The organism is Bradyrhizobium sp. BR2003, from assembly GCF_009720285.1.
Lineage (GTDB): Bacteria > Pseudomonadota > Alphaproteobacteria > Rhizobiales > Xanthobacteraceae > Bradyrhizobium > Bradyrhizobium elkanii.
Window position 1 is genome coordinate 212,501 of the sequence record NZ_SMYJ01000032.1, and the last position, 22,531, is coordinate 235,031.

At 62.6% G+C, this 22,531-nt stretch carries 16 protein-coding genes, 2 tRNA genes, 2 rRNA genes and 1 riboswitch (1 of these 21 only partly in view); of the genes, 9 read left to right on the forward strand and 11 right to left on the reverse strand.

Features of this window, described 5'->3' with window-relative positions:
- The 4 genes from E2I15_RS27635 to E2I15_RS27650 form a co-directional block, all read right to left on the reverse strand.
- Nucleotides 1–126: ribosomal RNA gene (locus E2I15_RS27635) — 23S ribosomal RNA — on the reverse strand; it reaches 2,714 nt to the left of the window's first position.
- A gap of 397 nt (nucleotides 127–523) precedes the next feature.
- A tRNA-Ala gene (locus tag E2I15_RS27640) sits at nucleotides 524–599 on the reverse strand.
- A gap of 35 nt (nucleotides 600–634) precedes the next feature.
- A tRNA-Ile gene (locus E2I15_RS27645) sits at nucleotides 635–711 on the reverse strand.
- Nucleotides 712–922: 211 nt separating this feature from the next.
- Nucleotides 923–2,411: ribosomal RNA gene (locus E2I15_RS27650) — 16S ribosomal RNA — on the reverse strand.
- The 16S and 23S rRNA genes sit together here with 2 tRNA genes alongside, the layout of an rRNA operon.
- 1,008 nt (nucleotides 2,412–3,419) lie before the next feature.
- Here E2I15_RS27650 and E2I15_RS27655 point away from each other — a divergent pair.
- The 3 genes from E2I15_RS27655 (at nucleotide 3,420) to E2I15_RS27665 (ending at nucleotide 6,308) form a co-directional block, all read left to right on the forward strand.
- Complete coding sequence (locus tag E2I15_RS27655; RefSeq protein ID WP_137478920.1) at nucleotides 3,420–5,483, forward strand: M23 family metallopeptidase; 2,064 nt, start codon at nucleotides 3,420–3,422, stop codon at nucleotides 5,481–5,483.
- 111 nt (nucleotides 5,484–5,594) lie between these two features.
- Complete coding sequence (locus tag E2I15_RS27660; protein ID WP_137478919.1) at nucleotides 5,595–5,957, forward strand: SPW repeat protein; 363 nt, start codon at nucleotides 5,595–5,597, stop codon at nucleotides 5,955–5,957.
- 93 nt (nucleotides 5,958–6,050) lie between these two features.
- The gene (locus E2I15_RS27665; protein ID WP_137478918.1) at nucleotides 6,051–6,308 is read left to right on the forward strand and encodes a hypothetical protein; all 258 of its coding nucleotides are present in this window, start codon (nucleotides 6,051–6,053) and stop codon (nucleotides 6,306–6,308) included.
- Between the two features lie 15 nt (nucleotides 6,309–6,323).
- Here E2I15_RS27665 and E2I15_RS27670 read toward each other — a convergent pair whose 3' ends face one another.
- The 3 genes from E2I15_RS27670 to E2I15_RS27680 form a co-directional block, all read right to left on the reverse strand.
- Nucleotides 6,324–6,734, reverse strand: coding sequence for a hypothetical protein (locus E2I15_RS27670; RefSeq protein ID WP_137478917.1), 411 nt, complete (start codon nucleotides 6,732–6,734; stop codon nucleotides 6,324–6,326).
- A 275-nt stretch (nucleotides 6,735–7,009) separates the two neighbouring features.
- On the reverse strand, nucleotides 7,010–9,673 hold the full coding sequence (gene clpB, locus E2I15_RS27675) for an ATP-dependent chaperone ClpB (RefSeq protein WP_137478916.1): 2,664 nt from the start codon (nucleotides 9,671–9,673) through the stop codon (nucleotides 7,010–7,012).
- A gap of 191 nt (nucleotides 9,674–9,864) precedes the next feature.
- Nucleotides 9,865–10,428, reverse strand: a complete 564-nt coding sequence (locus E2I15_RS27680; protein WP_137478915.1) for a helix-turn-helix domain-containing protein — start codon at nucleotides 10,426–10,428, stop codon at nucleotides 9,865–9,867.
- A gap of 56 nt (nucleotides 10,429–10,484) precedes the next feature.
- Here E2I15_RS27680 and E2I15_RS27685 point away from each other — a divergent pair, with 56 nt between their 5' ends.
- Both E2I15_RS27685 and E2I15_RS27690 read left to right on the forward strand, forming a co-directional pair.
- Nucleotides 10,485–11,000 carry a GNAT family N-acetyltransferase gene (locus E2I15_RS27685; RefSeq protein ID WP_137478914.1) on the forward strand — a complete coding sequence of 172 codons (516 nt, stop codon included), beginning with the start codon at nucleotides 10,485–10,487 and terminating at the stop codon, nucleotides 10,998–11,000.
- A 55-nt stretch (nucleotides 11,001–11,055) separates the two neighbouring features.
- Nucleotides 11,056–11,847: an MOSC domain-containing protein gene (locus tag E2I15_RS27690; protein WP_137478913.1), complete on the forward strand. Its 792-nt coding sequence runs from the start codon at nucleotides 11,056–11,058 to the stop codon at nucleotides 11,845–11,847.
- Between the two features lie 42 nt (nucleotides 11,848–11,889).
- Here E2I15_RS27690 and E2I15_RS27695 read toward each other — a convergent pair whose 3' ends face one another.
- Nucleotides 11,890–12,567, reverse strand: coding sequence for a TIGR02594 family protein (locus E2I15_RS27695; RefSeq protein ID WP_137478912.1), 678 nt, complete (start codon nucleotides 12,565–12,567; stop codon nucleotides 11,890–11,892).
- Between the two features lie 230 nt (nucleotides 12,568–12,797).
- On the opposite strand from E2I15_RS27695, the gene E2I15_RS27700 reads away from it, so the two are divergent.
- Together E2I15_RS27700 and E2I15_RS27705 are read left to right on the forward strand one after the other, a co-directional pair.
- Nucleotides 12,798–13,664: an alpha/beta fold hydrolase gene (locus tag E2I15_RS27700; RefSeq protein WP_137478911.1), complete on the forward strand. Its 867-nt coding sequence runs from the start codon at nucleotides 12,798–12,800 to the stop codon at nucleotides 13,662–13,664.
- Between the two features lie 130 nt (nucleotides 13,665–13,794).
- Nucleotides 13,795–15,276: a hypothetical protein gene (locus E2I15_RS27705; protein ID WP_137478910.1), complete on the forward strand. Its 1,482-nt coding sequence runs from the start codon at nucleotides 13,795–13,797 to the stop codon at nucleotides 15,274–15,276.
- Nucleotides 15,277–15,294: 18 nt separating this feature from the next.
- On the opposite strand, the gene E2I15_RS27710 is transcribed toward E2I15_RS27705, so the two are convergent.
- From E2I15_RS27710 to metX, 3 genes are all read right to left on the reverse strand, one after another.
- Nucleotides 15,295–18,171: a G8 domain-containing protein gene (locus tag E2I15_RS27710; RefSeq protein WP_137478909.1), complete on the reverse strand. Its 2,877-nt coding sequence runs from the start codon at nucleotides 18,169–18,171 to the stop codon at nucleotides 15,295–15,297.
- Between the two features lie 105 nt (nucleotides 18,172–18,276).
- A complete protein-coding gene (gene metW / locus E2I15_RS27715; RefSeq protein ID WP_018268941.1) occupies nucleotides 18,277–18,942 on the reverse strand; it encodes a methionine biosynthesis protein MetW in 666 nt (221 codons plus the stop codon).
- Nucleotides 18,939–20,144 carry a homoserine O-acetyltransferase MetX gene (gene metX / locus E2I15_RS27720; protein WP_137478908.1) on the reverse strand — a complete coding sequence of 402 codons (1,206 nt, stop codon included), beginning with the start codon at nucleotides 20,142–20,144 and terminating at the stop codon, nucleotides 18,939–18,941. Before metX ends, metW begins: the two co-directional genes overlap by 4 nt.
- A gap of 85 nt (nucleotides 20,145–20,229) precedes the next feature.
- A riboswitch (SAM riboswitch) is annotated at nucleotides 20,230–20,309 on the reverse strand.
- A 173-nt stretch (nucleotides 20,310–20,482) separates the two neighbouring features.
- Between metX and E2I15_RS27725 the strand changes: the two genes are divergently transcribed.
- A complete protein-coding gene (locus E2I15_RS27725; RefSeq protein ID WP_137478907.1) occupies nucleotides 20,483–21,331 on the forward strand; it encodes a chorismate mutase in 849 nt (282 codons plus the stop codon).
- Nucleotides 21,332–21,430: 99 nt separating this feature from the next.
- Complete coding sequence (gene hisC, locus E2I15_RS27730; RefSeq protein ID WP_137478906.1) at nucleotides 21,431–22,528, forward strand: histidinol-phosphate transaminase; 1,098 nt, start codon at nucleotides 21,431–21,433, stop codon at nucleotides 22,526–22,528.
- The last annotated feature ends 3 nt before the right edge of the window (nucleotides 22,529–22,531 follow it).

Sequence of the window (22,531 nt, forward strand, 5' to 3'; positions counted from 1 at the left end):
TTCCCCATTCGGAAATCCGCGGATCAAAGCTTCTTCGCAGCTCCCCACGGCTTATCGCAGCGTAGCACGTCCTTCATCGCCTCTCAGCGCCAAGGCATCCACCGAACACCCTTAAGGCACTTGATTGCTCTCATTATCAATGTCCACACACTCGGCAGAATGTTGTCTGCACAATTGCCCGAAGACCGAAGTCTCAGGCACGCATCCTCGATGAACGCGATTGCGCAGCCGGACATTGACTAGAAAGACCAGCTTGCTTCGTAAGATCGGCCCGATAGCGAGGCGGTCAAGCTTCGCTAAAAGAGATCATTTACAACCCGCATCCAATCTCACGATTGAAAGCGAGCGCCGAAATGATCCCGGAGATAATGAATGGCCCAGGCGAATTGCTTCGCTTGATCCAAACTCGGATCGATCTCCTCTTTACGATGTCAGAAAACACGCACGTCACCGTCCATCCGGACCAATGAGTGCGAAGTGATGTTTCGCGGACGACGGTGACGCCATTGGTGATCAAACCATCTGGTGGAGCCAGACGGGATCGAACCGACGACCTCATGCTTGCAAAGCACGCGCTCTCCCAGCTGAGCTATGGCCCCGTACCAGAAGACGAATGCTCCGCACTCGATCAAAATGGTGGGCCTGGGAAGACTTGAACTTCCGACCTCACGCTTATCAAGCGCGCGCTCTAACCAACTGAGCTACAAGCCCCTAACACGAGAGACGTGCCGGCGCACACCCGACCTGAAGTCGGTGCATCGCACAGCGCTCAGCCCCTGGCGCGTGTTCGTCCGCGAAGAAAGAGAAACGAAGACGGCGAAATCCCGCCAATGGAGCTCAACAATCCTGAAACTGTTGGCCCCTGAATGTTTCTAAAACGATCCGATAGATAGCGTGAGCTGATCTGAAGGATCATCCTTAGAAAGGAGGTGATCCAGCCGCAGGTTCCCCTACGGCTACCTTGTTACGACTTCACCCCAGTCGCTGACCCTACCGTGGCCGGCTGCCCCCTTTCGGTTAGCGCACCGTCTTCAGGTAAAACCAACTCCCATGGTGTGACGGGCGGTGTGTACAAGGCCCGGGAACGTATTCACCGTGGCGTGCTGATCCACGATTACTAGCGATTCCAACTTCATGGGCTCGAGTTGCAGAGCCCAATCCGAACTGAGACGGCTTTTTGAGATTTGCGAAGGGTCGCCCCTTAGCATCCCATTGTCACCGCCATTGTAGCACGTGTGTAGCCCAGCCCGTAAGGGCCATGAGGACTTGACGTCATCCCCACCTTCCTCGCGGCTTATCACCGGCAGTCTCCTTAGAGTGCTCAACTAAATGGTAGCAACTAAGGACGGGGGTTGCGCTCGTTGCGGGACTTAACCCAACATCTCACGACACGAGCTGACGACAGCCATGCAGCACCTGTCTCCGGTCCAGCCGAACTGAAGAACTCCGTCTCTGGAGTCCGCGACCGGGATGTCAAGGGCTGGTAAGGTTCTGCGCGTTGCGTCGAATTAAACCACATGCTCCACCGCTTGTGCGGGCCCCCGTCAATTCCTTTGAGTTTTAATCTTGCGACCGTACTCCCCAGGCGGAATGCTTAAAGCGTTAGCTGCGCCACTAGTGAGTAAACCCACTAACGGCTGGCATTCATCGTTTACGGCGTGGACTACCAGGGTATCTAATCCTGTTTGCTCCCCACGCTTTCGTGCCTCAGCGTCAGTATCGGGCCAGTGAGCCGCCTTCGCCACTGGTGTTCTTGCGAATATCTACGAATTTCACCTCTACACTCGCAGTTCCACTCACCTCTCCCGAACTCAAGATCTTCAGTATCAAAGGCAGTTCTGGAGTTGAGCTCCAGGATTTCACCCCTGACTTAAAGACCCGCCTACGCACCCTTTACGCCCAGTGATTCCGAGCAACGCTAGCCCCCTTCGTATTACCGCGGCTGCTGGCACGAAGTTAGCCGGGGCTTATTCTTGCGGTACCGTCATTATCTTCCCGCACAAAAGAGCTTTACAACCCTAGGGCCTTCATCACTCACGCGGCATGGCTGGATCAGGCTTGCGCCCATTGTCCAATATTCCCCACTGCTGCCTCCCGTAGGAGTTTGGGCCGTGTCTCAGTCCCAATGTGGCTGATCATCCTCTCAGACCAGCTACTGATCGTCGCCTTGGTGAGCCATTACCTCACCAACTAGCTAATCAGACGCGGGCCGATCTTTCGGCGATAAATCTTTCCCCGTAAGGGCTTATCCGGTATTAGCTGAAGTTTCCCTCAGTTGTTCCGAACCAAAAGGTACGTTCCCACGCGTTACTCACCCGTCTGCCGCTGACGTATTGCTACGCCCGCTCGACTTGCATGTGTTAAGCCTGCCGCCAGCGTTCGCTCTGAGCCAGGATCAAACTCTCAAGTTGGACTTGAAACCTTGAACCGGCTGATCACAACGTTTGACGAGGTCCCACCATTCTTCACCGGCCGAAACCGGCAAGCTGCTGACGATTCACATCGTGTGCAGCGATGGTGTAACCTTTAAAACGTGTACCGCCGAAGTCTTTCGTCCACTCTCAGAAGTCAAAAGCCGGAGCTTTCAAGCATTCCGAGAGACGCAAGGACTCCGCCGTCCACGTTTCTCTTTCTTCATCTTTACTTGTCAAACAGCCCGGGATCCGATGACCCCACACCCTTAGAGGGTGGTTCTACCCTTCACCGACCGACAGTGAACCTCAACCGATTGAGGTCGGTTGTTGTGTCACTCATCTAAGTGAGGAGCATCAGAGGCGCGTTCGCTCGCCTTGGTCAGTGACCCGGCGGCGCCGCGCTCAGTGGTTGGTTTATAGTCCGCCCCCCTCGGGATTGTCAACGGCCATTGTCAACAAATCGTCGCACGCCCAAATCGCTTGTGCAATGCGAAGAAATTCTCGTGCTTTCCGTGGCTTAGGTCGGAGGTAAAAATTCGCCACCCAGCCCTCGCGGCAAAAAACTTTAAAAAAGTTTGTCGCCGGGGAGCCCGCGAGGCCCTCCAAAACGGGTTCCAACCGCCCCGGGCCGGGCGGCGGACATCGACCTGCTTTCCAGAGGGAAGCTTTTCCACCTCAAATGCCGCACTTGAGCCACAATCCTGCGACGTTCTGGCTATAACGAATGCATTGAACCGCTCGTAACCTGTGGGGGCTGGGGCGGTTTTTCTGGGGGACCAGGCGATTTCTCCAAGAACCCGTCGCCTCTTCCCTTCGCGGCCGAGCAACATCGAGAGATCTGCACACCATTGACGTTCGAGATCGCGGCTAGCTAATGGCCATCGGCTTCTCGAATTCGATGCGTGTGGCTCGCCACACTGCCGAGATCCCTCGTCACGGGATCAAGGTGGGGACAAGGACGAGCAGAGGTCGATCGCAGTTGCTGGAATTTGGGGGGATATCGGGTTGAGCCAACGGGCGTCACGCGGAAGCGGCATTGGGCGCGAGACCGGGATGATCGATCTCGGTCACGAACCGCCGCTTTCGGTCGACGGCACCGAGGCTGCGGTGATCGATCGCCGCCGCGTCTCCGTTCAATGGTTCAGCGGCACCATTCTGACTGGTCTATGTGGCGCAGCCCTGATCGGCGGCGCCGTTTTTGCGTCGCTCGACGGCGAGATGACCTTCGCCAAGGTGCCGGAGCGCGTCGAAGGCGCGCTGCGCGGCGCGTTCACCGGCAATGATCGCGTCGTCAGCCTGCACAAGGGCGACCGCCTGCCGCCACCCAGCGAATCCTCCGTTTCCCGCAGCCTGGTGCGCGTCTCGACCGTGACCCGCGTCGGGAATCGCGACGTGATGCGGGTGCGGCCCTTCATCCGAATTTCCGGCAATCTCTCGATGACCACGAGCGATCTGTCGGCAAAGATCCCGGCGTTCAACGCGCAGCGTCTGCTGACTGATGTCGGCTCCGACACGCCGGCGGCGGCCGAGGATCCGAATGCCGCGGCCGAGCCCGACGCCGAGGTCTCCTTCGTCACCAAGGATCTCGGCTCCGTGCTGCCGAAGGCCAAGCTCGCCGCCGTCGTCGCGCTCGACGACGTGCTGATGCGGGTCCGCGACGCCGCCAATTGGCGCGGCTCCGGCGGCTCGGTGCGCTACGCTTCTCTCGCCAATGCCGCGGCTGACGCGAGTGGCGCCGGCCCCGATATGAGGATGGCCTACGCCACCGAGGGCAACACCTCCGATCCCTATGCCGGCTTCGAGACCCGCGTGGTGCCGGAAAACGTCACCCTGCTGCCGAAGACCAAAGAGCAGGTCACCGGCGGCAATCCTGTCGGTGAACGGGTTCACCTCGTCAAGAAGGGCGACAGCATCACCTCGATCCTGCGCGATCAGGGCGCAACGCCCGACGAGGCGAAGGCGATCGCCGCGACGCTCGGCCCGCGCGGCCGCGACGGCGGCCTGAAGGAAGGCCAGAAGGTAAGAATCCTGATGGCGCCGGCGGCTCCCGGACCGAATGTCAGGCTGCAGCCCTATCGCGTGATCGTCGCCAACGAGTCCGTCATCGAGGCCGTCGCTGCGCTGTCCGATCTCGGCAAATACGTTGCCGTCGACGTGCAGAGCATGAACACCGTCACCGAGACCGCCGACAATTCCAGCGATGATGACGAAGATGATGGCAGCGGCGTGCGGCTCTATCAGAGCATTTACGAGACCGCGCTGCGCAACAAGGTGCCGCCGACCGTCATCGAAGACATGGTCAAGATCTACTCCTATGACGTCGATTTCCAGCGCAAGGTACAGCCCGGCGACTCGTTCGACGTGTTCTTTGCCGGCGAGGACGAGGGCGTCACCAGCACCGAAAAGACCGAAGTGCTCTACGCCGCGCTGACCGTGGGCGGCGAAACCAAGAAATACTACCGATTCCAGAGCTCGGACGACGGCCTCGTCGACTATTATGACGAGACCGGCAAGAGCGCGAAGAAGTTCCTGGTGCGCAAGCCGGTCAACAACGCGATCATGCGGTCGGGCTTCGGCGGCCGCCGCCACCCGATCCTCGGCTATGTGAAGATGCACACCGGCGTCGACTGGGCCACCGCCTACGGCACGCCGATCTTCGCGTCCGGCAACGGCGTGCTCGAGAAGGTCGGATACGAGGGCGGTTACGGCAAATATATCCGCATGAAGCATGCCAATGGCTATGAGACGGCCTACGGCCACATGTCGGCCTTCGCCAAGGGCATGGAGATCGGCAAGAAGGTGCGGCAGGGCCAGGTGATCGGCTTCGTCGGCTCGACCGGCCAGTCGACCGGCCCGCACGTCCACTACGAAATCCTGGTCAACGGCCGATTCGTCGACCCGATGCGCGTGAAGCTGCCGCGCGGCCGTTCGCTCGAAGGCCCGATGCTGGCGAACTTCGAGAAGGAGCGCGACCGGATCGAGGCCCAGATGTCCAGCCGCGGCAGCTCGCGAATCGTCTCGGATGCCACGAGCTCCACGTCGCAGACGCGCTCCATCACCAATCGCTGACGCAATAGGCCCGTCAGACCGCCGCTTTCATTAAATTTCGCGTCGTGAGATGGGAACCCGAACGGCGGCCATCCAGTTGATTCGTCAGCGAAACCTCCAATGGAGGGTGTCATGGAGAACTGGACGAACGCAAAATTGTGCGACGTCGCAAACCTGATCCTCGGCGCGATTCTCTTCCTGTCGCCGTGGCTGTTGAAGTTCGACGCCGGAACGGTGTCCACCAACGCCCACATCGTCGGCCTCGTGATGGCGGTCCTTGCGATCGCCGCGCTCGCGGCGTTTGCGGTCTGGGAGGAGTGGCTCAACCTCATCGTCGGGCTTTGGGCGCTGGTCTCGCCCTGGGTCCTGGGCTTCCAGGGAATGACCACGGCGACGACCGTGCACGTCGTGATCGGCATTGCCGTCGCGGTCCTCGCGGCGATCGAGCTCTGGGTAATGTCCCAGCATCCGCCTCGACTCACAACGCACAGCTGAGGCCAGAAACCGACGCATCCCTACCCGCTGGCGCGGATCGCTGGCGGTAGGGTTTGGTTGTGCTCAACGAACACATGCACAAGGATTTGCGCCATGACCAGGATCACTCGCGACGACGTGCTGAAGGCCATCGGCCACGCCGACGACGTCACGATTGCTCGGATCATCGCATCGGGAGCGACGATCACCGAGCTTGCCGAGGCGCAGGCCTGGCTCGCCAATGACGAGCCGCTGATGAATGCCGGCAAGCCGCTGGCCACGGGCCGCGCCCGCGAGCTGGTCGACATCCTGTCCGAACTCGAGCCCAGCGAGGACGACGAGCCGTCGCCGCCCATCGCCCCGCCGGAATGATGGGTCCGGCAAGAACTACGGCGCGAGGCTGGCGCAGATCAGGAACACGATCCCGATCGCGGTCAGCCCGAACGCCACGGATGCGAGCGGGAGCAGCATGTCGATCGTCGCATGGGTGCTGTTGATCGTGCTGCCCCAGACCGCGAATTCGCCCCTCCGCCATTCGCGGAACGAAATCGATCTCGGATGCGGGTCATGCCGGTGGTCGTATTTCAGCCAGATCTGCGATAGCAGCCACGGCAGGAGCACCGCGACAAACAGCAACACGCTGACGAACATCAGCGACAGTTCGACATCGTCCTGGCGGTCGAACAATATCCACGCCGCCACCGCGAACCACGCGACGAGGCCGGCGGCTACGCCGTAGACACGCGGATGAAGATCGTCATAGAGGGGCCGGTTATGGGCAATGAGGTCTCTGCTCATGCAATTCGCCTTCTGCTGAGGGCGACCGGCGGTGTGGCTGATGCAAGATGGCGCGAATCAGCGATGTGATTCGCGCCAGTACTCCCTTGGCAGCTGCACGGGACGTTGCCACGCCAGCCGATCATTCAGGATGAAAACGAACGCCGTCCGCCGGCGGTTTCATGAATTCGGGCCGCAAATGCGGCCGCCCGACAGGAACCTTGTACAGCAACCTTGTCATGGCGCGATGGATGCGGCCTGTCGCCAGGCCGCATCCAGTTTCGCTTTCGAAATGCTCAGTTCAGCTTGCGCTTCGAGACCGGGGCCTCGAACTGCACGATCTCGGCGGCCTTGTCGGTATTCTTGGGCACCTGACCGTTGAAGGTCAGCACGTTGCCCTTCTCCGAGATCACGACGTGATCGCCGTCCTTGACCTCGCCGGCGAGGATCATCTCGGCCAGCGGATCCTGCACGCTGCGCTGGATCACCCGCTTCAGCGGACGGGCGCCGTAAGCCGGATCCCAGCCCTTCTCGGCGAGCCAGTCCCGCGCCTTGGCGTCCAGCGTGAGCTCGATCTTGCGATCCTCGAGCAGCCTGGTCAGCCGTGCGAACTGGATTTCGACGATACGGCCCATCTCGCTCTTCTGCAGGCGGTGGAACAGAATAATCTCGTCGATGCGGTTCAGGAATTCCGGCCTGAAATGCGCCCGCACGACGCCCATCACCTGATCGCGGACCGCCGCAGTGTCCTCGCCTTCCGGCTGATTCACCAGGAACTCCGAACCGAGATTCGAGGTCATGATGATCAGCGTGTTGCGGAAGTCGACGGTACGGCCCTGACCATCGGTCAGGCGGCCATCGTCGAGCACCTGCAACAGCACGTTGAAGACGTCGGGATGCGCCTTCTCGATCTCGTCGAACAGCACGACCTGGTAGGGCCGCCGCCGCACGGCTTCGGTCAGGGCACCGCCCTCGTCGTAGCCGACATAGCCGGGAGGTGCACCGATCAGCCGGGAGACCGAGTGCTTCTCCATGAACTCGGACATGTCGAGGCGGACCATCGCGGTCTCGTCGTTGAACAGGTCAGCGGCGAGCGCCTTGGTCAGCTCGGTCTTGCCGACGCCGGTGGGGCCTAAGAACATGAACGAGCCGGTCGGCCGGTTCGGATCCTGCAGGCCCGCGCGGGCACGGCGCACGGCGGTTGCCACCGCCCGCACCGCTTCGGCCTGGCCGACGACGCGCCTGGCGAGACTGTCCTCCATTTTCAGGAGCTTGTCCTTTTCGCCCTCGAGCATCTTGTCGACCGGCACGCCGGTCCAGCGCGAGACGACTTGCGCTATGTGGTTGGCGGTGACCGCCTCCTCCATCATCTCGCCGCCGTTCGGCTTGCTGTTTTCTTGCGCCTCGATATCGGCGAGCTTCTTTTCCAGGTCGGGAATCCGGCCATAGGCCAGCTCGCCCGCCTTCTGGAATTCGCCGCGACGCTGCGCATTGGCAAGCTCGACGCGAAGCGCATCGAGTTCGCTCTTCAGCTTCTGGGCATTGGAAAGCTTGTTCTTCTCCGCGCTCCAGCGCGCCGTCAGCGCCGTCGACCTCTCCTCGAGCCCGGCGAGCTCCTTCTCCAGGGTCTGCAAGCGGCTCTTGGAGCCGGCATCGTTCTCCTTCTTCAGCGCCTCTTGCTCGATCTTGAGCCGGATGATGTCGCGATCCAGCGAATCGAGCTCTTCCGGCTTGGAATCGACCTGCATCTTCAGCCGCGCTGCCGCCTCGTCCATCAGGTCGATCGCCTTGTCGGGCAGGAAGCGGTCGGTGATGTAGCGGTTCGACAGCGTGGTCGCGGCCACCAGCGCGGAGTCGGTGATGCGCACGCCGTGATGCTGCTCGTATTTGTCCTTCAGGCCGCGCAGGATCGAGATGGTATCCTCGACCGTCGGCTCGCTGACATAGATCGGCTGGAACCGGCGGGCCAGCGCCGCATCCTTCTCGACATGCTTGCGGTACTCGTCGAGCGTTGTCGCACCGATACAGTGCAGCTCGCCGCGCGCGAGCGCCGGCTTCAACAGGTTGGACGCGTCCATCGCGCCGTCGGTCTTGCCGGCGCCGATCAGCGTGTGCATCTCGTCGATGAACAGGATGATGCCGCCCTCGGCGGTCGAGACCTCCTGCAGGACGGATTTCAGCCGCTCCTCGAACTCGCCGCGATATTTCGCGCCGGCGATCAGGGCGCCCATGTCGAGCGACAGCAGCTTCTTGTCCTTCAGGCTCTCCGGCACGTCGCCGTTGAGGATGCGCAGTGCCAGGCCCTCGACGATCGCGGTCTTGCCGACGCCGGGCTCACCGATCAGGACGGGATTGTTCTTGGTCCGCCGCGACAGCACCTGGATGGTACGGCGGATCTCCTCGTCGCGGCCGATCACCGGGTCGAGTTTGCCGTCGCGCGCGGCCTGGGTCAGGTCGCGGGCATATTTCTTCAGCGCGTCGTAAGCGTTCTCGGCGGTCGCACTGTCAGCGGTGCGGCCCTTGCGCAGCGCTTCGATCGCCGCGTTCAGGTTCTGCGCCATGATGCCGCCCTTGCTCAGGATGGAGGCGGCCTCGCTGCCCTTCTCGAGCGTAAGCCCAAGCAACAGCCGCTCGACGGTGACAAAACTGTCACCGGCCTTGTCAGCGGCCTTTTCCGCCGCATCGAAGGCACGCGCCAGCTCCGGCGACAGATAGACCTGCCCGGCACCATTGCCCGAGACCTTCGGCAGCTTGTTCAGCGCCTCTTCGGTCGCTTTCAGGATTGCTCTGGAATTACCGCCAGCACGGTCGATTAGACCGCCGGCGAGTCCCTCATTGTCGTCCAGCAGCACCTTCAACAGATGCAACGGCGAGAACTGCTGGTGACCGTCACGCATTGCGAGCGATTGGGCAGACTGGATGAATCCGCGCGCGCGCTCGGTGTACTTCTCAATGTTCATTCGTTTTCCCTCGGCCTGCCATCGTCACCCAATCAGGCATGACAACGGCATCTTCATTGGGTTTCCGCGGGCCGCGTTGACGTTCCTCAACCAGCCTCTGGTCGTCGCCATCATTTTTCAGGCTTGCCGCAGATGTGGGCACTTGGTTCCAAAACGGAAGAGCCGCAGTCTGCGATTTCGCCCGATGAAGCTCAGCGCCGCACGATGGCGACAAGGTAGCGGCAGGGCTGAGCGGTTTCGTTACGGAAGACGATGTCCGACGGCGGACCAAGCTCGACGCGGTCACCCGCAGCGAGCTCGTGGCGCTCCGCCCCTTCCATCAAAGTGAGGCGGCCGCTGATCACCCACACCACTTGGCGGACCAGGTGATAGGCGCTGGCGGGGAAACCGGCTTCCTGCCTCGCGGGCAGCTCGATTTCCACCAGCTCCAGCGGATTGGCCGGATGCAGGAACACCTGCCGCCGCAGATAGGCCGCCTTCGGATCGCGCCAGACCGGCTGATCCCTGGCCCGCTGCAGGCGGGAGCCATGTGGGGCAACCTCGAACAGCGCGGCCATGGTCACCCCATAGGCCGTGGCGATCCGCGACAGCGTCGCCGCCGTCGGGCTCGCCTCCGCCCGCTCGATCTTGCTCAGCATGGCCTTGGACACGCCGGCCCGCCCGGCGAGTTCCGCCAGCGACCAGCCGCGGCCCTCCCGTTCGGCGCGAACCCGCCGCCCCAGAGCCTCATCGGCGTTGTCCTCTATAATTGACATACCGTCTTATATAGTAGACGATGGGGTCCATTCAAGAGGCCCGCAAGGAACCACCGATGATTATCCGCCCCGCCACCGAGCAGGACATCCCGGCAATTACCGCGATCTTCAACGAGGCGGTCGCCAACTCGAACGCGATCTGGACGGAGAAGCAGGATTCCGACGCTGAGCGGCTGGCCTGGATGAAGGCGCGGCAGGCGCTCGGCTACCCGGTGCTGGTGGCCGTCGAGGAGACGACGGTGCTCGGCTACGGCACGTTCGGCGACTTCCGGGCGTTCCCGGGCTACCGCTACAGCGTCGAGCACAGCGTCTATATCCATGCCGATCATCGCGGCCGCGGTCTCGGCCGAATCATCGTCGACGAACTGATCGCCGCGGCCACCGCGCTCGGCAAGCACGTCATGATCGCCGGCATCGACGGCGGCAATCCCGCCTCGCTCCGGCTGCACGCGCAGGCCGGCTTCGTCGAGGTCGCCCGGATGCCGGAGGTCGGACGCAAGTTCGGCCGCTGGCTCGATCTCGTGTTCATGCAGCGCCTGCTGGACACCCCTGGAGCGGCGCGCGCCGACTAGTACCTTCCCGCAGGCGGCAGTTCTCCTCGCACGCCAAACAGGCTAGAGCGGGCGAATGGACAACACGCACGCCTCCTCCGCCAGGATCACCGGCATCTATCGCTACCCCGTCAAGGGTCTCACGCCCGAGCCGCTGCCGCACGCAGAGCTCAAGGCCGGCGAGACGCTCCGCTCCGATCGCCGCTATGCGATCGAGAACGGCCCGAGCGGCTTCGATCCCTCGGCGCCGAAATGGCTGCCGAAGCCGCATTTCCTGATGCTGCAGCGGGACGAGTGGCTGGCGCCGCTGCGCGCCCATTTCGACGATGACAGCCATGTGCTGACGCTGCGCCGGGATCGCGCGATGGTGGCCCAGGGCGACCTCGAGACCGCCGAAGGCCGCGCGGCCATCGAGCGCTATTTCGCCGACCGTCACACCGGCCAGATCAAGGGACCGCCCAAGGTGCTGGTCAGCCCGGGCCACAGCTTCTCCGACGTGCCGCGCAAGGTGGTCTCGATCATCAATCTGGCCAGCCTGCGGGCGATCGAGGAGATGGTGCAGGCGCCGGTCCATCCGCTGCGCTTCCGCGCCAACCTCTATGTCGAGGGCTGGCCGGCCTGGCATGAAGCCAGCCTGCTCGACCAGACCATCGCGATCGGCAGCGCGCGGGCCAGGGTGGTGAAGCGCATCACCCGCTGCGCCGCGGTCAATGTCGATCCCGATACCGGCGCGCGCGACCTCTCGGTGCCGAACACGCTGATGCAGCGCTTCGGCAACAATGAATGCGGCATCTATGCCGAGATCATCAGCGATGGCGGCGCCGCCGTCGGCGACACGATTGCCGCCGAGGGACTTGTCGCGTCGTAGGCCGGGCAAGGCGCGTGCGCGCCCTGCCCCGCTTTCGACCGGTCAGTTGGTCGGCATCACATAGGCATAGATCCGGCCGCGCGAGACCGGCGTCTCGCGGACGCGGTGGCCGCTGTTGCCCGAGATCATGATCGGATTGCCCTTGGCATCGACGCCAGTGATGATGCCGACATGGCCGCCACCGCGGCGGCTCATCACGGCGATGGCGCCGACCTGCGGTCCCGAAACGCGCGTGCCGTATTTGGCGAACGAACTCGCCATGTCGGAGCCGGTGCCGCGATGGCCGGTGTGCTGCAGCACCATGTTCATGAAGCGGGCGCACCACAGGCTGGAGCGACCGGTCGGATTGCCGCCGAGATAGCGGCGCGCCTCGGCGACGATGCCGGACGAGCCGAAGCCGCCTGCCGCGCTGACGCCGCCAGTGTTGGGCACGGGATCAGCGCTGCCGGGCAACGGCGCTGCGTTGGTTTCGACGATCCCGCCCGGCAGCGCGAGGGCGCGGCGCTCGGCGCGCGACAGCCGCGCTGTGTGCCGATAGTGATGGCGGGCATAATGACGCGCGTGATGGCCGGCATGATGACCGGTATGGGCCGAATGCGCGTGACGTGAATGATGCGGACGGGCGGATGCCGGAGCGGCGGAGATCGCGGCGAGAGTGAGCGAACACAGAACCAGCGCCAAAACACGAAGCGACCGGCGACACGCAAGCAACTGAACCATACTTCACTAGATCCTCTGTAACGCTCCCCAACTCCCCGTCGCGTTCCCGGGGGAACACGGCGGTGTTTTGAAAATCGGGATGGCGCGAGGAAGATTTCATGCGGCGTTGCGGGAACAATTTCTGGGTCATTCCGCGATGATTCGATGACGAGAAAGGAACCGGAACTGCCGCATTGCGGCCTTGAAAATTAACTGCAAATCTGGAGACGGCCAACGAGAGGAGAATTTCAATGCCCTATGCCGCGACGAAAGATCATGTCCGCCTCCATTTCGAAGAGGCCGGCAGCGGCAGCCCGATCATCTTCCTGCACGAGTTCGCCGCCGATCATACCAATTGGGAGCCGCAGATGCGCTACTTCGCGCGCGGCCACCGCTGCATCGCCTATTCGGCGCGCGGCTACACGCCGTCGGACGTGCCGCCGAGCGCCGACGTCTACACCTACCAGCACTTCTATACCGACGCGCTCGCGGTGCTCGACCATCTTGGCATCGCCAAGGCGCATTTCGTCGGGCTCTCGATGGGCTCCTATTCGTCGCTGCAGGTCGCGCTCAATGCGCCGGAGCGCGCGCTGTCGATGACGCTGGCCGCCGTCGGCTCCGGCTCGAGCCTCGAGCATCTCGATGCCTTCCGCGCGCAGTGCCGCGCCAATGCCGAGCAATACGAGAGCATCGGCGCGGTCGAGGTCGCCAAGGTGACGCGCGAGGCGCCGAGCCGGATTCCGTTCCTGGTCAAGGATCCGCGCGGCCACGCCGACTTCTACGCCGCGCTCGCCCGCCACGACGCCAAGGGCTCCGCCAACACGATGCGCAGCTTCCAGGGCGGCCGGCCCTCGATCTACACCATGACCGACGCCATCAAGCGTGTGCCAACGCCGGCGCTGATCCTGTGCGGCGACGAGGACGACAATTGCATCGCGCCCAGCATGTTCCTGAAGCAGCATTTGCCGGCCGCCGGGCTTTCCTTCTTCCCGAAGTCGGGTCACGTGCTCAACCTCGAGGAACCGGCGCTGTTCAACGAGATGGTCGAGCGCTTCATCGCGCTGGTCGAGGCCGGCCGCTGGCCGGTGCGCGATCCGCGGTCGCTGGTGGCGGCGTGACCATGCTGTGTGAAGGTTGGGCGCGGAACGCAGCCAGAGCACGCCCGGTCCATGCGGACAACAGGCCCGGGCTGCATCCGGAGCTCAGGGAAAGGAGATCCGTCAACGTTTGCGCGACAGCGAGCGAACGATGAGAACCGGCTATTCCGTTCTGCTCTGCGTCGTCGCAATCGGGCTTGCGATCGTCTCCAGGACGGTTTGCGCGCAGGGCCTCGTTGAGGAAATGAAGCTGGAGGCGGCGGGCGCCGCAGCGGATGCATCCTATCTCCTGGATGGGAAGGCGCAACCGTCGATCCCGATCGGCTGGGCCGTGATGAGTCCGATGATCGTCGTCATCGGCGACGATCAGTACGCACCGATCTTCGCGCCTTGCGATCCTGCGAATCCAGGCCTGTACTGCGTTGAAATCCTGAGAAACGGCGCGACGTTCTCGGAGCGGCTGGATATGGGGCACGCCTTCGTGCCAGCCGGCTTTCAGGCCGGGCTCGCCTATCATCCCCCGCTGCTGTTCACCGATGGAACCAAGCTGCTCATCGCCTACTGGGTGCGTGCAAAGGATGAGCGCTCCATTGTCCAACTGCTCTCACTCGATCCGAAAGCTCCGGATCCCGCGCCATGGACCCTGCTATCGACATTCGAGAACCCTGGCGACGAGCTTCTTAGCTACCTCGGAGGAGCGATGGGGCCTGCCGGCGAAATCGTGATCGCCGGATACGGGACCGGTGGGCCTTCGAGAAGCCACCGGCTCGAAATAACCAAGATACTTCCGCCTTACACCGGGCGATGGATGCCGAAGCAGCTCATCGCCGAATATCCCTCTCCGGCCTACGCCCCGGAGTATCCGCATGTTGCAATTCGTGACGATGGCAGCATCAGCATTTTGACCGTGCTCGCTAACTACACGCCGTGCCCGGAGAATCAGGTAACGTATTCCGTCTACAAGAACGTCATCGCATTCGAGGGACGTTATGCCGGATCGTTCGTCGCGAAATGGAGCGACGCCACGGCGGATACCGTAGCCGATCCCGCAAACCACGGCGACAGCTGCCTGTTCGGGGCGGAGCGCTATCCGCTGGCGCATTTTTGGGACAAGCAGTCGCACGCGATCTATTCGATTGTGCGCACTGCCGACCTCGATGGGGTCGATGCCGGAAACAAGGTGGAATCGAACGCCCGCTTTTCACGGACCTTCAAGCTCTATCGCGACGGCGTCCTGATCGTGCCCGACCTTGCAGCCTACTTCTCGCAATATTTTATCGACCCGCAGCATCCCTGCTACCGCCCGCAAAGCGCCTGTCACATCCATGCCATGACGATGACCCGTCTCGACAGTGGAGAATTCGTCATCCTCGCCAACGCCCGGGACGATGACCCCGCCACGACCTATTCAAAGATCGGCGTCATTTGGTCGAAAGATCTCCATGCTTTCTCCGAGCCGGCTTATCTGCCGACGCCCTACGGTCCCGGATACAGCATATTCGTCGCGCAACCCGACAAGAACGGCATGCACTCGATGCGCAAGCTACAGTTTTTCAACGCGGGCAATACCTACAACCAGGCACAAATCAACTACAATCAGCGCCTGACCGTCCGGCGCTATTCCCTCGAATAGCGCCGGCACTCATCGACATCATTCGACGTTTTGCGCCTGACGAAACATGGCGCGTATGTCGCGTTCCATCTCCGGATAGAAATTGCACTTCCCGCAATATTGCGCCTGCTTGTAGAATTCGTAATTCTTTCCGCGCCTAACGGCTTGTTTCGTAACGGTGAGCGACAGGGGCAGCGAAGTCATGTCCCCAGCCGGGTCCGGAAACTTCACGTCGAGCGCTATCTTACCTTGCGCGTCGGGCCGCAGCTGCGGGAAGTCCTGTATGAACGCCATTTCGGTCACGCGGTTGTCGACCACATCGGCAACGATTCCCTCAAGGCGATAGCCGTAGCGCACGTCGTCAGGGTGAATTTCCAGCTTGCGAAGCAACGGATGGACAATCAGCTTTGGACTTGTCTTCTTGACGAAAACAACGTTGGGGCGCTCAAGGCCGGAAACCGTGTCCGTGAACGTCCAGCGGCTTCTTGCTGCCTGATCCTCGGTATTCACGATGTGCTGCCCCGCCAAAGGATAGAGTTCGTTCGACGGATTTTGCGCAAATTCCAGCTCCTTCGGCGTCGGCACCAGATTGTCCGCGTCGACGAAAGCCGTTGTCGCGTCGCTGCGCGGCAGCGGCTTCGCATCGATCGGCGCCAGGCGGCCGCCAAACGCGAGGCCAAATCGGGCCTTGATTTCCCCACTCGTCAGTCCCTTGAGATCCGCCGGTCCGTTGTCGGCAAAGGGGACGAAGTTTTCGTTCTGGGATCCGAAATACAACTGGAGAGTCTTGCCGTCGGAATTGCTCCAGAAAATCCGGTCGTTTTCAAACAGCATGGCGATGTCGCCATTCTCGGGCACGGCGAGATCTTTCAGATGGAAGTTCGTTGTTGCTCCCTCGGATGGAACGAAGATGTTCTTGAGTGTGATCATACGAAACGGACGATTCGCCGATTCGATGACGATGTTCGTTCGATTGCGAAGGAATGCGCCATCGACGGTATTGATACCGCGCCGCGGCAGCAGCAATCCAATGGGAAACCGCTGGGCCGAGACATTCTGGAAGGTGATGTTCTCAGTCTGGGAGTTTCCCCCGACCGCAAAATCGGTGCCTTCCTGACTTTCGCCACCATAGGTATAGACGTTTCGCACGAGCGTGTCCCGGACGTAGGGGATGAAGAGCGCATGCCGGCGGACATTCCAGACCGTCACATCTTCGATGAGGCTCCGGGATGGGTGCGGCGCAACCAGTTTGTGATTCCAGATCTCCACACCGTCGGTCGAACCGGCCGCATAGTTGCGTGCGAAGTATAAATCGACGTCCGAAGTCGCAATGCGGCCTTCTGCATCGGCGTTGACGCGATCATCGGTATTGCGCGCGTCGAAATAGGTGCGGTTATTTCCTTCCATGAACGCATAGCCGAACACGACATAAGCCGCCCCGGCGTGCCCGAAAGCCCAATTGTCCGTTACGCGGATACCAGCACTCTGCATCCAGAAGCCGTGCCCCTGATGGCCATTGTCGAATATCCCCATTCGACTGACGATGTCGTCGCCCGATCCGGTCGACCGGACTGCGAGATTCCGGCGGAAAGCTCCAATCTCCGTGCCATTCTCCGAAAAGAAATGCGAGCCGGCGATCGCGAACGCCACATTGTTTTCTGCCAGGAGATGGCCGCCATGGTTGACGATGCCATGCTTTGGACTGCCCCTTACGACACTGTTGCGCACCACATGAGGCGGGATATCGATGCGCGCGCCCGAGACGACGTGGAAATGAAGCGCGTATCGGCCGACCGTGTTGTCGTCCGATCCGGGGACCAGGTTTCCGGTCTCATCGAGATCAGGTGAGGTCTGGGCCCGTTTCGCGTCGGTACGGCCGAGATCCCGAAACGCGGCGCCGTCAATGTTTACACCGGTCTGCTGATGCAGGAACATGATATGGCCGCGCGCCGATAAGGGCGCCGCAGCTTCAGAGGCAATACGGACATTCCTCGTCAGGTTGCCCATCGGAACGGAGGTGCCGTCCGGCGTCAGATGCGCATATTTGAGCGGCCGATCGAGCCGGATTTGCTCACCATCGACGCTGGCGATGGTCGGCGTCTCGTCCTCGTTACTTGTGTCGCTGGTCCCGGGCACGATCAATTCATCCCCAACTGACCAGTTCGACGGCGGCTGATCGAACTTGAATTCTGTCGCTCCGGACAGGAGCTGGCTCCGCGGTATCTTCCAGGCCGTCTTTTCGGCGCCGTGAATCCGGATGGCGCCCATCGAAATCAGCCCGCCGGCCATGTCGAACGGATCATGCTTTCGGTCTCGGAACGTTCGCGCGGCGAAGGTGAGCTTTGCGACGACAGTCTTCGAGACAGGATGATCTTCGGTCCCGATTTCGAGCGCCCCTTCAGGCGTCACGACAATCGTCCCGGCATCGACCGAGGAGGCGTGATCGGTGCTCCAGATGAGCGCTCCATCGACGCGAATCCAGTCGATTTTGGCTGGGACCTCCTGATCGATCTTGACGGTCACTCCGGATGGAATGCGGACCCTTGCATTGGCGGCGGGCGACTTGCCTTCGGCCCAAGTGGAGGGGGCACTCCAGTCGCCCGACTTCACGGCGACATGGGTCTCCGAGCACACGGCCACCAGTTCGAGTGCCGCGGAATGCTCTCGATGATGCGCAGGATTGGGCAAATGATCCGCGGCATGCTCGGACGCCTGCGTGTCGCAGGCGCCATGGGGTTGCGCGAGATGATGTTGATGTCCCTCGGGGATGGTGATACCGGTAGCCCTGAGGACTGCGGACAGTGCCGCAACGACAACGAGCGCAATCCAGAAACCTGTTCGCATTGCCTCCCCCGAGCAATTGACCGTTCCACGCCAGCCTGTATCGACCGCCATCAGCCCGTTATTGATTTGCATCGCCTCTGAGCGGGCTGATCCATTCTCGCACGGCAAGTGCGGTAAGAAAAGCTGGACGTCGAAGAACCGGCGCGGTGTAATGGGAGGATGCGCGCTGCGCAGCGCTCACTTCCCCTGCCCACCCCGGCTCAGCAGGAACACGCCCTGCTCGCCGAACATGTTCCACACCCACCAGGGCAGGTTGAGCGGCACCGGGCGGCCGTAGAGATCGAGCGCGACCGCACGCTCCATCTTGACGTTGATCTCCTCGCAGAGCTGCACGAAATCCTTGATGGTGCAGAAATGGATGTTCGAGGTGTCGTACCAGCTCGCCGGCAAATTCTCGGTCCGCGGCATGTGGCCGCCGATCAGGAGTTGCAGCCGCATCTTCCAGAACCCGAAATTCGGGAACGAGACGATGGCGCGCTGGCCGATGCGCAGCAGATTCTCCAGCACCACCTTGGGCTGCCGCGTCGCCTGCAAGGTCTGCGACAGGATCACGTAGTCGAACGCATCGTCGGGATAGTTGACGAGATCGGTGTCGGCATCGCCCTGCACCACGGCGAGCCCCTTGGCGACGCAGCCATTGACGCCCTCGCGCGACAGCTCGATGCCGCGGCCGTCGATGCCGCGGCTTTCCAGCAGCTGCAGCAATTCGCCATCGCCGCAGCCGACATCGAGCACGCGCGAGCCCGGCCGCACCATGTCGGCGACCAGCAGATGATCGGTGCGATAGCCGCCGGTCCGCTCCGGCGCGACGCCCGGCAAGGGCAATGTCTGCTGCATGCTCATGACTGGCCGCCGTCCTTCAGTCCGCGCGCCTTGCCTGCGGCCAGCAGGAAAGCGCGGGAGATCTCGAGGAATTCGGGCACGTCGAGCAGGAAGGCATCGTGCCCCTTGTCGGTCTCGATCTCGGCGAACGATACCCGCGCGCTCGACGCGTTCAGCGCATGCACCAGCGCGCGCGATTCCGAGGTCGGAAACAGCCAGTCGCTGGTGAACGACACCACGCAGAACCGCGTCTGGATGCCGGTGAACGCCTTCGCCAGCACGCCGTTGTGGTCGGCGGCGATGTCGAAATAGTCCATCGCGCGGGTCAGATAGAGATAGGAGTTGGCGTCGAAGCGCTCGACAAAGGACGAGCCCTGGTAGCGCAGATAGCTCTCGACCTGGAAATCCGCATCGAACGAGAAGGTCGGCAGCTCGCGGTCCTGCATCCGCCGTCCGAACTTGCGATGCAGCGCGGCGTCCGAGAGATACGTGATGTGCGCGGCCATCCGCGCCACCGCCAATCCACGGTGCGGATGGGTGTGCTCGTCGACATAGCGGCCGCCGCGCCAGTCCGGATCGGCCATCACGGCCTGGCGGCCGAGCTCGTGGAACGCGATGTTCTGCGCCGAGTGGCGCGTCGAGCAGGCGATCGCGAGCGTCGAGAACACGCGCTCCGGATAGGCCGCGGTCCATTGCAGCACCTGCATGCCGCCCATCGAGCCGCCGACCACGCAGAACAGCGTCGTGATGCCGAGACGATCGATCAGCATCGCCTGCGCCCGCACCATGTCGGGGATGGTGATGATCGGGAAATCGAGTCCCCACACCTTGCCGGTCGCGGGATTCAGCGACGCAGGCCCGGTCGAGCCCATGCAGCCGCCGATCACATTGGAGCAGATGATGAAGTATTTTTCGGGATCGATCGGCCGGCCGGCCCCGACCATGGTCTCCCACCAGCCGGGCTTACCGGTGACGGGATGGATGTTGTTGACATGCTGATCGCCGGTCAGCGCGTGGCAGACCAGGATCGCGTTGGAGCGGTCGGCATTGAGCTCGCCATAGGTCTGGTAGGCGATCTGGAACGGTGCGAGATCAACGCCGCAATCGAGCTTGAGCGGCTGGTCCATCCCGAACTTCGCCACCAGTGACGACGGATGGTCGGCCTCATGGGCGCGATCATCGCTTTGGGTTTGTGGGCTCGGTATCGGACGCACGTTGCTCATCTAGGCGACCCTGCCTCCGCGCGGGAGGGCTCGATGGACCTCAGGCCAATAAAAAACCCGGCCTGAACAAAGGTTCGGCCGGGAGCTGATAAGGTCCCCGGCCTGTTTAGCGAGTTGTTTAACGTGGCTGCAAGCCGGCCGGCTCAAATGACCACGGGACGCCGGGAACGTAGTCCCCGCGCGCCCCGCCGTCAAGACAGCCCTGCTCACGGCCAATTGGTTAACCGAATGCGCAAGGCACGCCCGCGACGTTTCTCTTTGCTTTCGCTGCCCGTCTTTCCTAATCAGGACCCTGTCCGACGCGGCAACGGGCCGCCCCGACGACAAGGTTTGAGAGCATGTCCAACCCACCCCCGTCGCCGCCTTCGCTGCAGGAGCTGCGCAAGGAAATCGATGCGATCGACGAGCAGGTTCACCGGCTGTTGATGGCGCGCGGCGACATCATCGACCGCCTGATCCAGGTCAAGAAGACCCAGGAGGTCGGCTCGGCGTTCCGCCCGGCGCGCGAGGCCAGCATGATGCGCGAGCTGGTGCAGCGTCATCGCGGCATCCTGCCGCTCGACACCATCGAGAGCATCTGGCGCGTCATCATCTCGACCTTCACCTACGTGCAGGCGCCGTTCGCGGTGCATGCCGACGTCTCGGTCGGCGAGTCGGCCATGCGCGACTCGGCGCGCTTTCACTTCGGCTTCGTGGTGCCCTACGTCTCGCATTTCAGCGCGCAGGCCGCGGTCGAGGCGGTGGCGAAGTCGAAGGGCGACCTCGCGCTGGTCTCCGCGATCGCAAGCCGCACGCCGTGGTGGAATGCGCTCGAGGCCAGTGGCGCGCCGAAGATCATCGCGCGGCTGCCGTTCCTCGAACGCGCCGACCATCCCGCCGCGCTACCGGTGTTCGTGATCTCGCGGGTCGCCGACGACGCCATGGTCACCGAGGTGCAGACCTGGAGCGTGCGCGTCTCCGGCTGGAACGCCGATGTCGCCCGCGCGCTGGCCCCACTCGCCGAGATCGTCGCGGTCCCCGACACCGCCTTCGACGGCGCGGCGCTGCTGGTCTCGGTCGCCGGGCACGACTTCGAGAAGATCAAGCTCGCCCTGATCAAGGCCGGCGCCTCGGTTCGCTCGTCGGCCCTCGTCGGCAGCCACGCAACGCGCTATACGGTGCCCTCTAACGGATCGGCCAGGACCTGAAGGTAGAGCCAGCCGTCCGTCCAGGCTTTTGTTTTGACGCGTTTTCTTTACGCGAACCGGTATCCACGTCGCTCGAAAACGCTCTGTTCGGAGTTGATGATGTCCCGCCCCGTGCCGAACCCCGGCATCCTCGATATTGCGCCCTACACGCCCGGCAAGAGCCCGGTGCCGGAACCGGGCCGCAAGGTGTTCAAGCTGTCCGCCAACGAGACGCCGTTCGGGCCGTCTCCGAAGGCGATCGCGGCCTACAAGGCCGCCGCTGACCATCTCGAGGACTATCCGGAGGGCACCTCGCGCGTGCTGCGCGAGGCGATCGGCCGCGCCTACGGGCTCGATCCCGACCGCATCATCTGCGGCGCCGGCTCCGACGAGATCCTCAACCTGCTGGCGCACACCTATCTCGCGCCCGGCGACGAGGCGATCTCGACCACCCACGGCTTCCTGGTCTACCCGATCGCCACCATGGCGAACGGCGCCAGGAACGTGATCGCGGCCGAAACCAACTTCACCGCCGATGTCGACGCCATCCTCAAGGTGGTGACGCCGCGCACGAAACTGGTCTGGCTCGCCAACCCGAATAATCCGACCGGCACCTACATCCCGTTCGACGAGGTCAAGCGGCTGCGCGCCGCGCTGCCGTCGCATGTGCTGCTGGTGCTCGATGCCGCCTATGCCGACTACGTCTCGCGCAACGACTACGAGCTCGGCATCGAGCTGGTCGCGACCACAGACAACACGGTGGTGACGCACACCTTCTCGAAGATCCACGGCCTTGCGGCGCTGCGGGTCGGCTGGATGTTCGGGCCGGCACATATCGTTGATGCCTGCAACCGCATCCGCGGTCCGTTCAACGTCACGACGCCGGCGATGCTGGCGGCGGTGGCGGCGATCGAGGACACGGCACATGTGCAGATGTCGCGGACCCACACCGAACAATGGCGCAACTGGCTGACCGAGGAGATCGGCAAACTCGGGCTGAAGGTGACGCCGAGCGTCGCCAATTTCGTGCTGATCCATTTCCCGACCGACAAGGGCAAGACCGCGGCGGAAGCCGACGCCTATCTCACACGGCGCGGCCTCGTGCTGCGCGCACTCAACAATTACAAGCTGCCGCATGCGCTGCGCATGACCATTGGCACCGAGGAGGCCAACCGCCTCGTGGTCGAGGGGCTGCGCGACTTCCTGGCCGGAAAGTGACAT

Coding starts and splice junctions, on each gene's coding strand:
- E2I15_RS27660 (WP_137478919.1), top strand. CDS start 5,595: ATGGAGAACTGGACGAACGCAAAATTGTGCGACGTCGCAAACCTGATC.
- E2I15_RS27665 (WP_137478918.1), top strand. CDS start 6,051: ATGACCAGGATCACTCGCGACGACGTGCTGAAGGCCATCGGCCACGCC.
- E2I15_RS27670 (WP_137478917.1), bottom strand. CDS start 6,734: ATGAGCAGAGACCTCATTGCCCATAACCGGCCCCTCTATGACGATCTT.
- clpB (WP_137478916.1), bottom strand. CDS start 9,673: ATGAACATTGAGAAGTACACCGAGCGCGCGCGCGGATTCATCCAGTCT.
- E2I15_RS27680 (WP_137478915.1), bottom strand. CDS start 10,428: ATGTCAATTATAGAGGACAACGCCGATGAGGCTCTGGGGCGGCGGGTT.
- E2I15_RS27685 (WP_137478914.1), top strand. CDS start 10,485: ATGATTATCCGCCCCGCCACCGAGCAGGACATCCCGGCAATTACCGCG.
- E2I15_RS27690 (WP_137478913.1), top strand. CDS start 11,056: ATGGACAACACGCACGCCTCCTCCGCCAGGATCACCGGCATCTATCGC.
- E2I15_RS27695 (WP_137478912.1), bottom strand. CDS start 12,567: ATGGTTCAGTTGCTTGCGTGTCGCCGGTCGCTTCGTGTTTTGGCGCTG.
- E2I15_RS27700 (WP_137478911.1), top strand. CDS start 12,798: ATGCCCTATGCCGCGACGAAAGATCATGTCCGCCTCCATTTCGAAGAG.
- E2I15_RS27705 (WP_137478910.1), top strand. CDS start 13,795: ATGAGAACCGGCTATTCCGTTCTGCTCTGCGTCGTCGCAATCGGGCTT.
- E2I15_RS27710 (WP_137478909.1), bottom strand. CDS start 18,171: ATGCAAATCAATAACGGGCTGATGGCGGTCGATACAGGCTGGCGTGGA.
- metW (WP_018268941.1), bottom strand. CDS start 18,942: ATGAGCATGCAGCAGACATTGCCCTTGCCGGGCGTCGCGCCGGAGCGG.
- metX (WP_137478908.1), bottom strand. CDS start 20,144: ATGAGCAACGTGCGTCCGATACCGAGCCCACAAACCCAAAGCGATGAT.
- E2I15_RS27725 (WP_137478907.1), top strand. CDS start 20,483: ATGTCCAACCCACCCCCGTCGCCGCCTTCGCTGCAGGAGCTGCGCAAG.
- hisC (WP_137478906.1), top strand. CDS start 21,431: ATGTCCCGCCCCGTGCCGAACCCCGGCATCCTCGATATTGCGCCCTAC.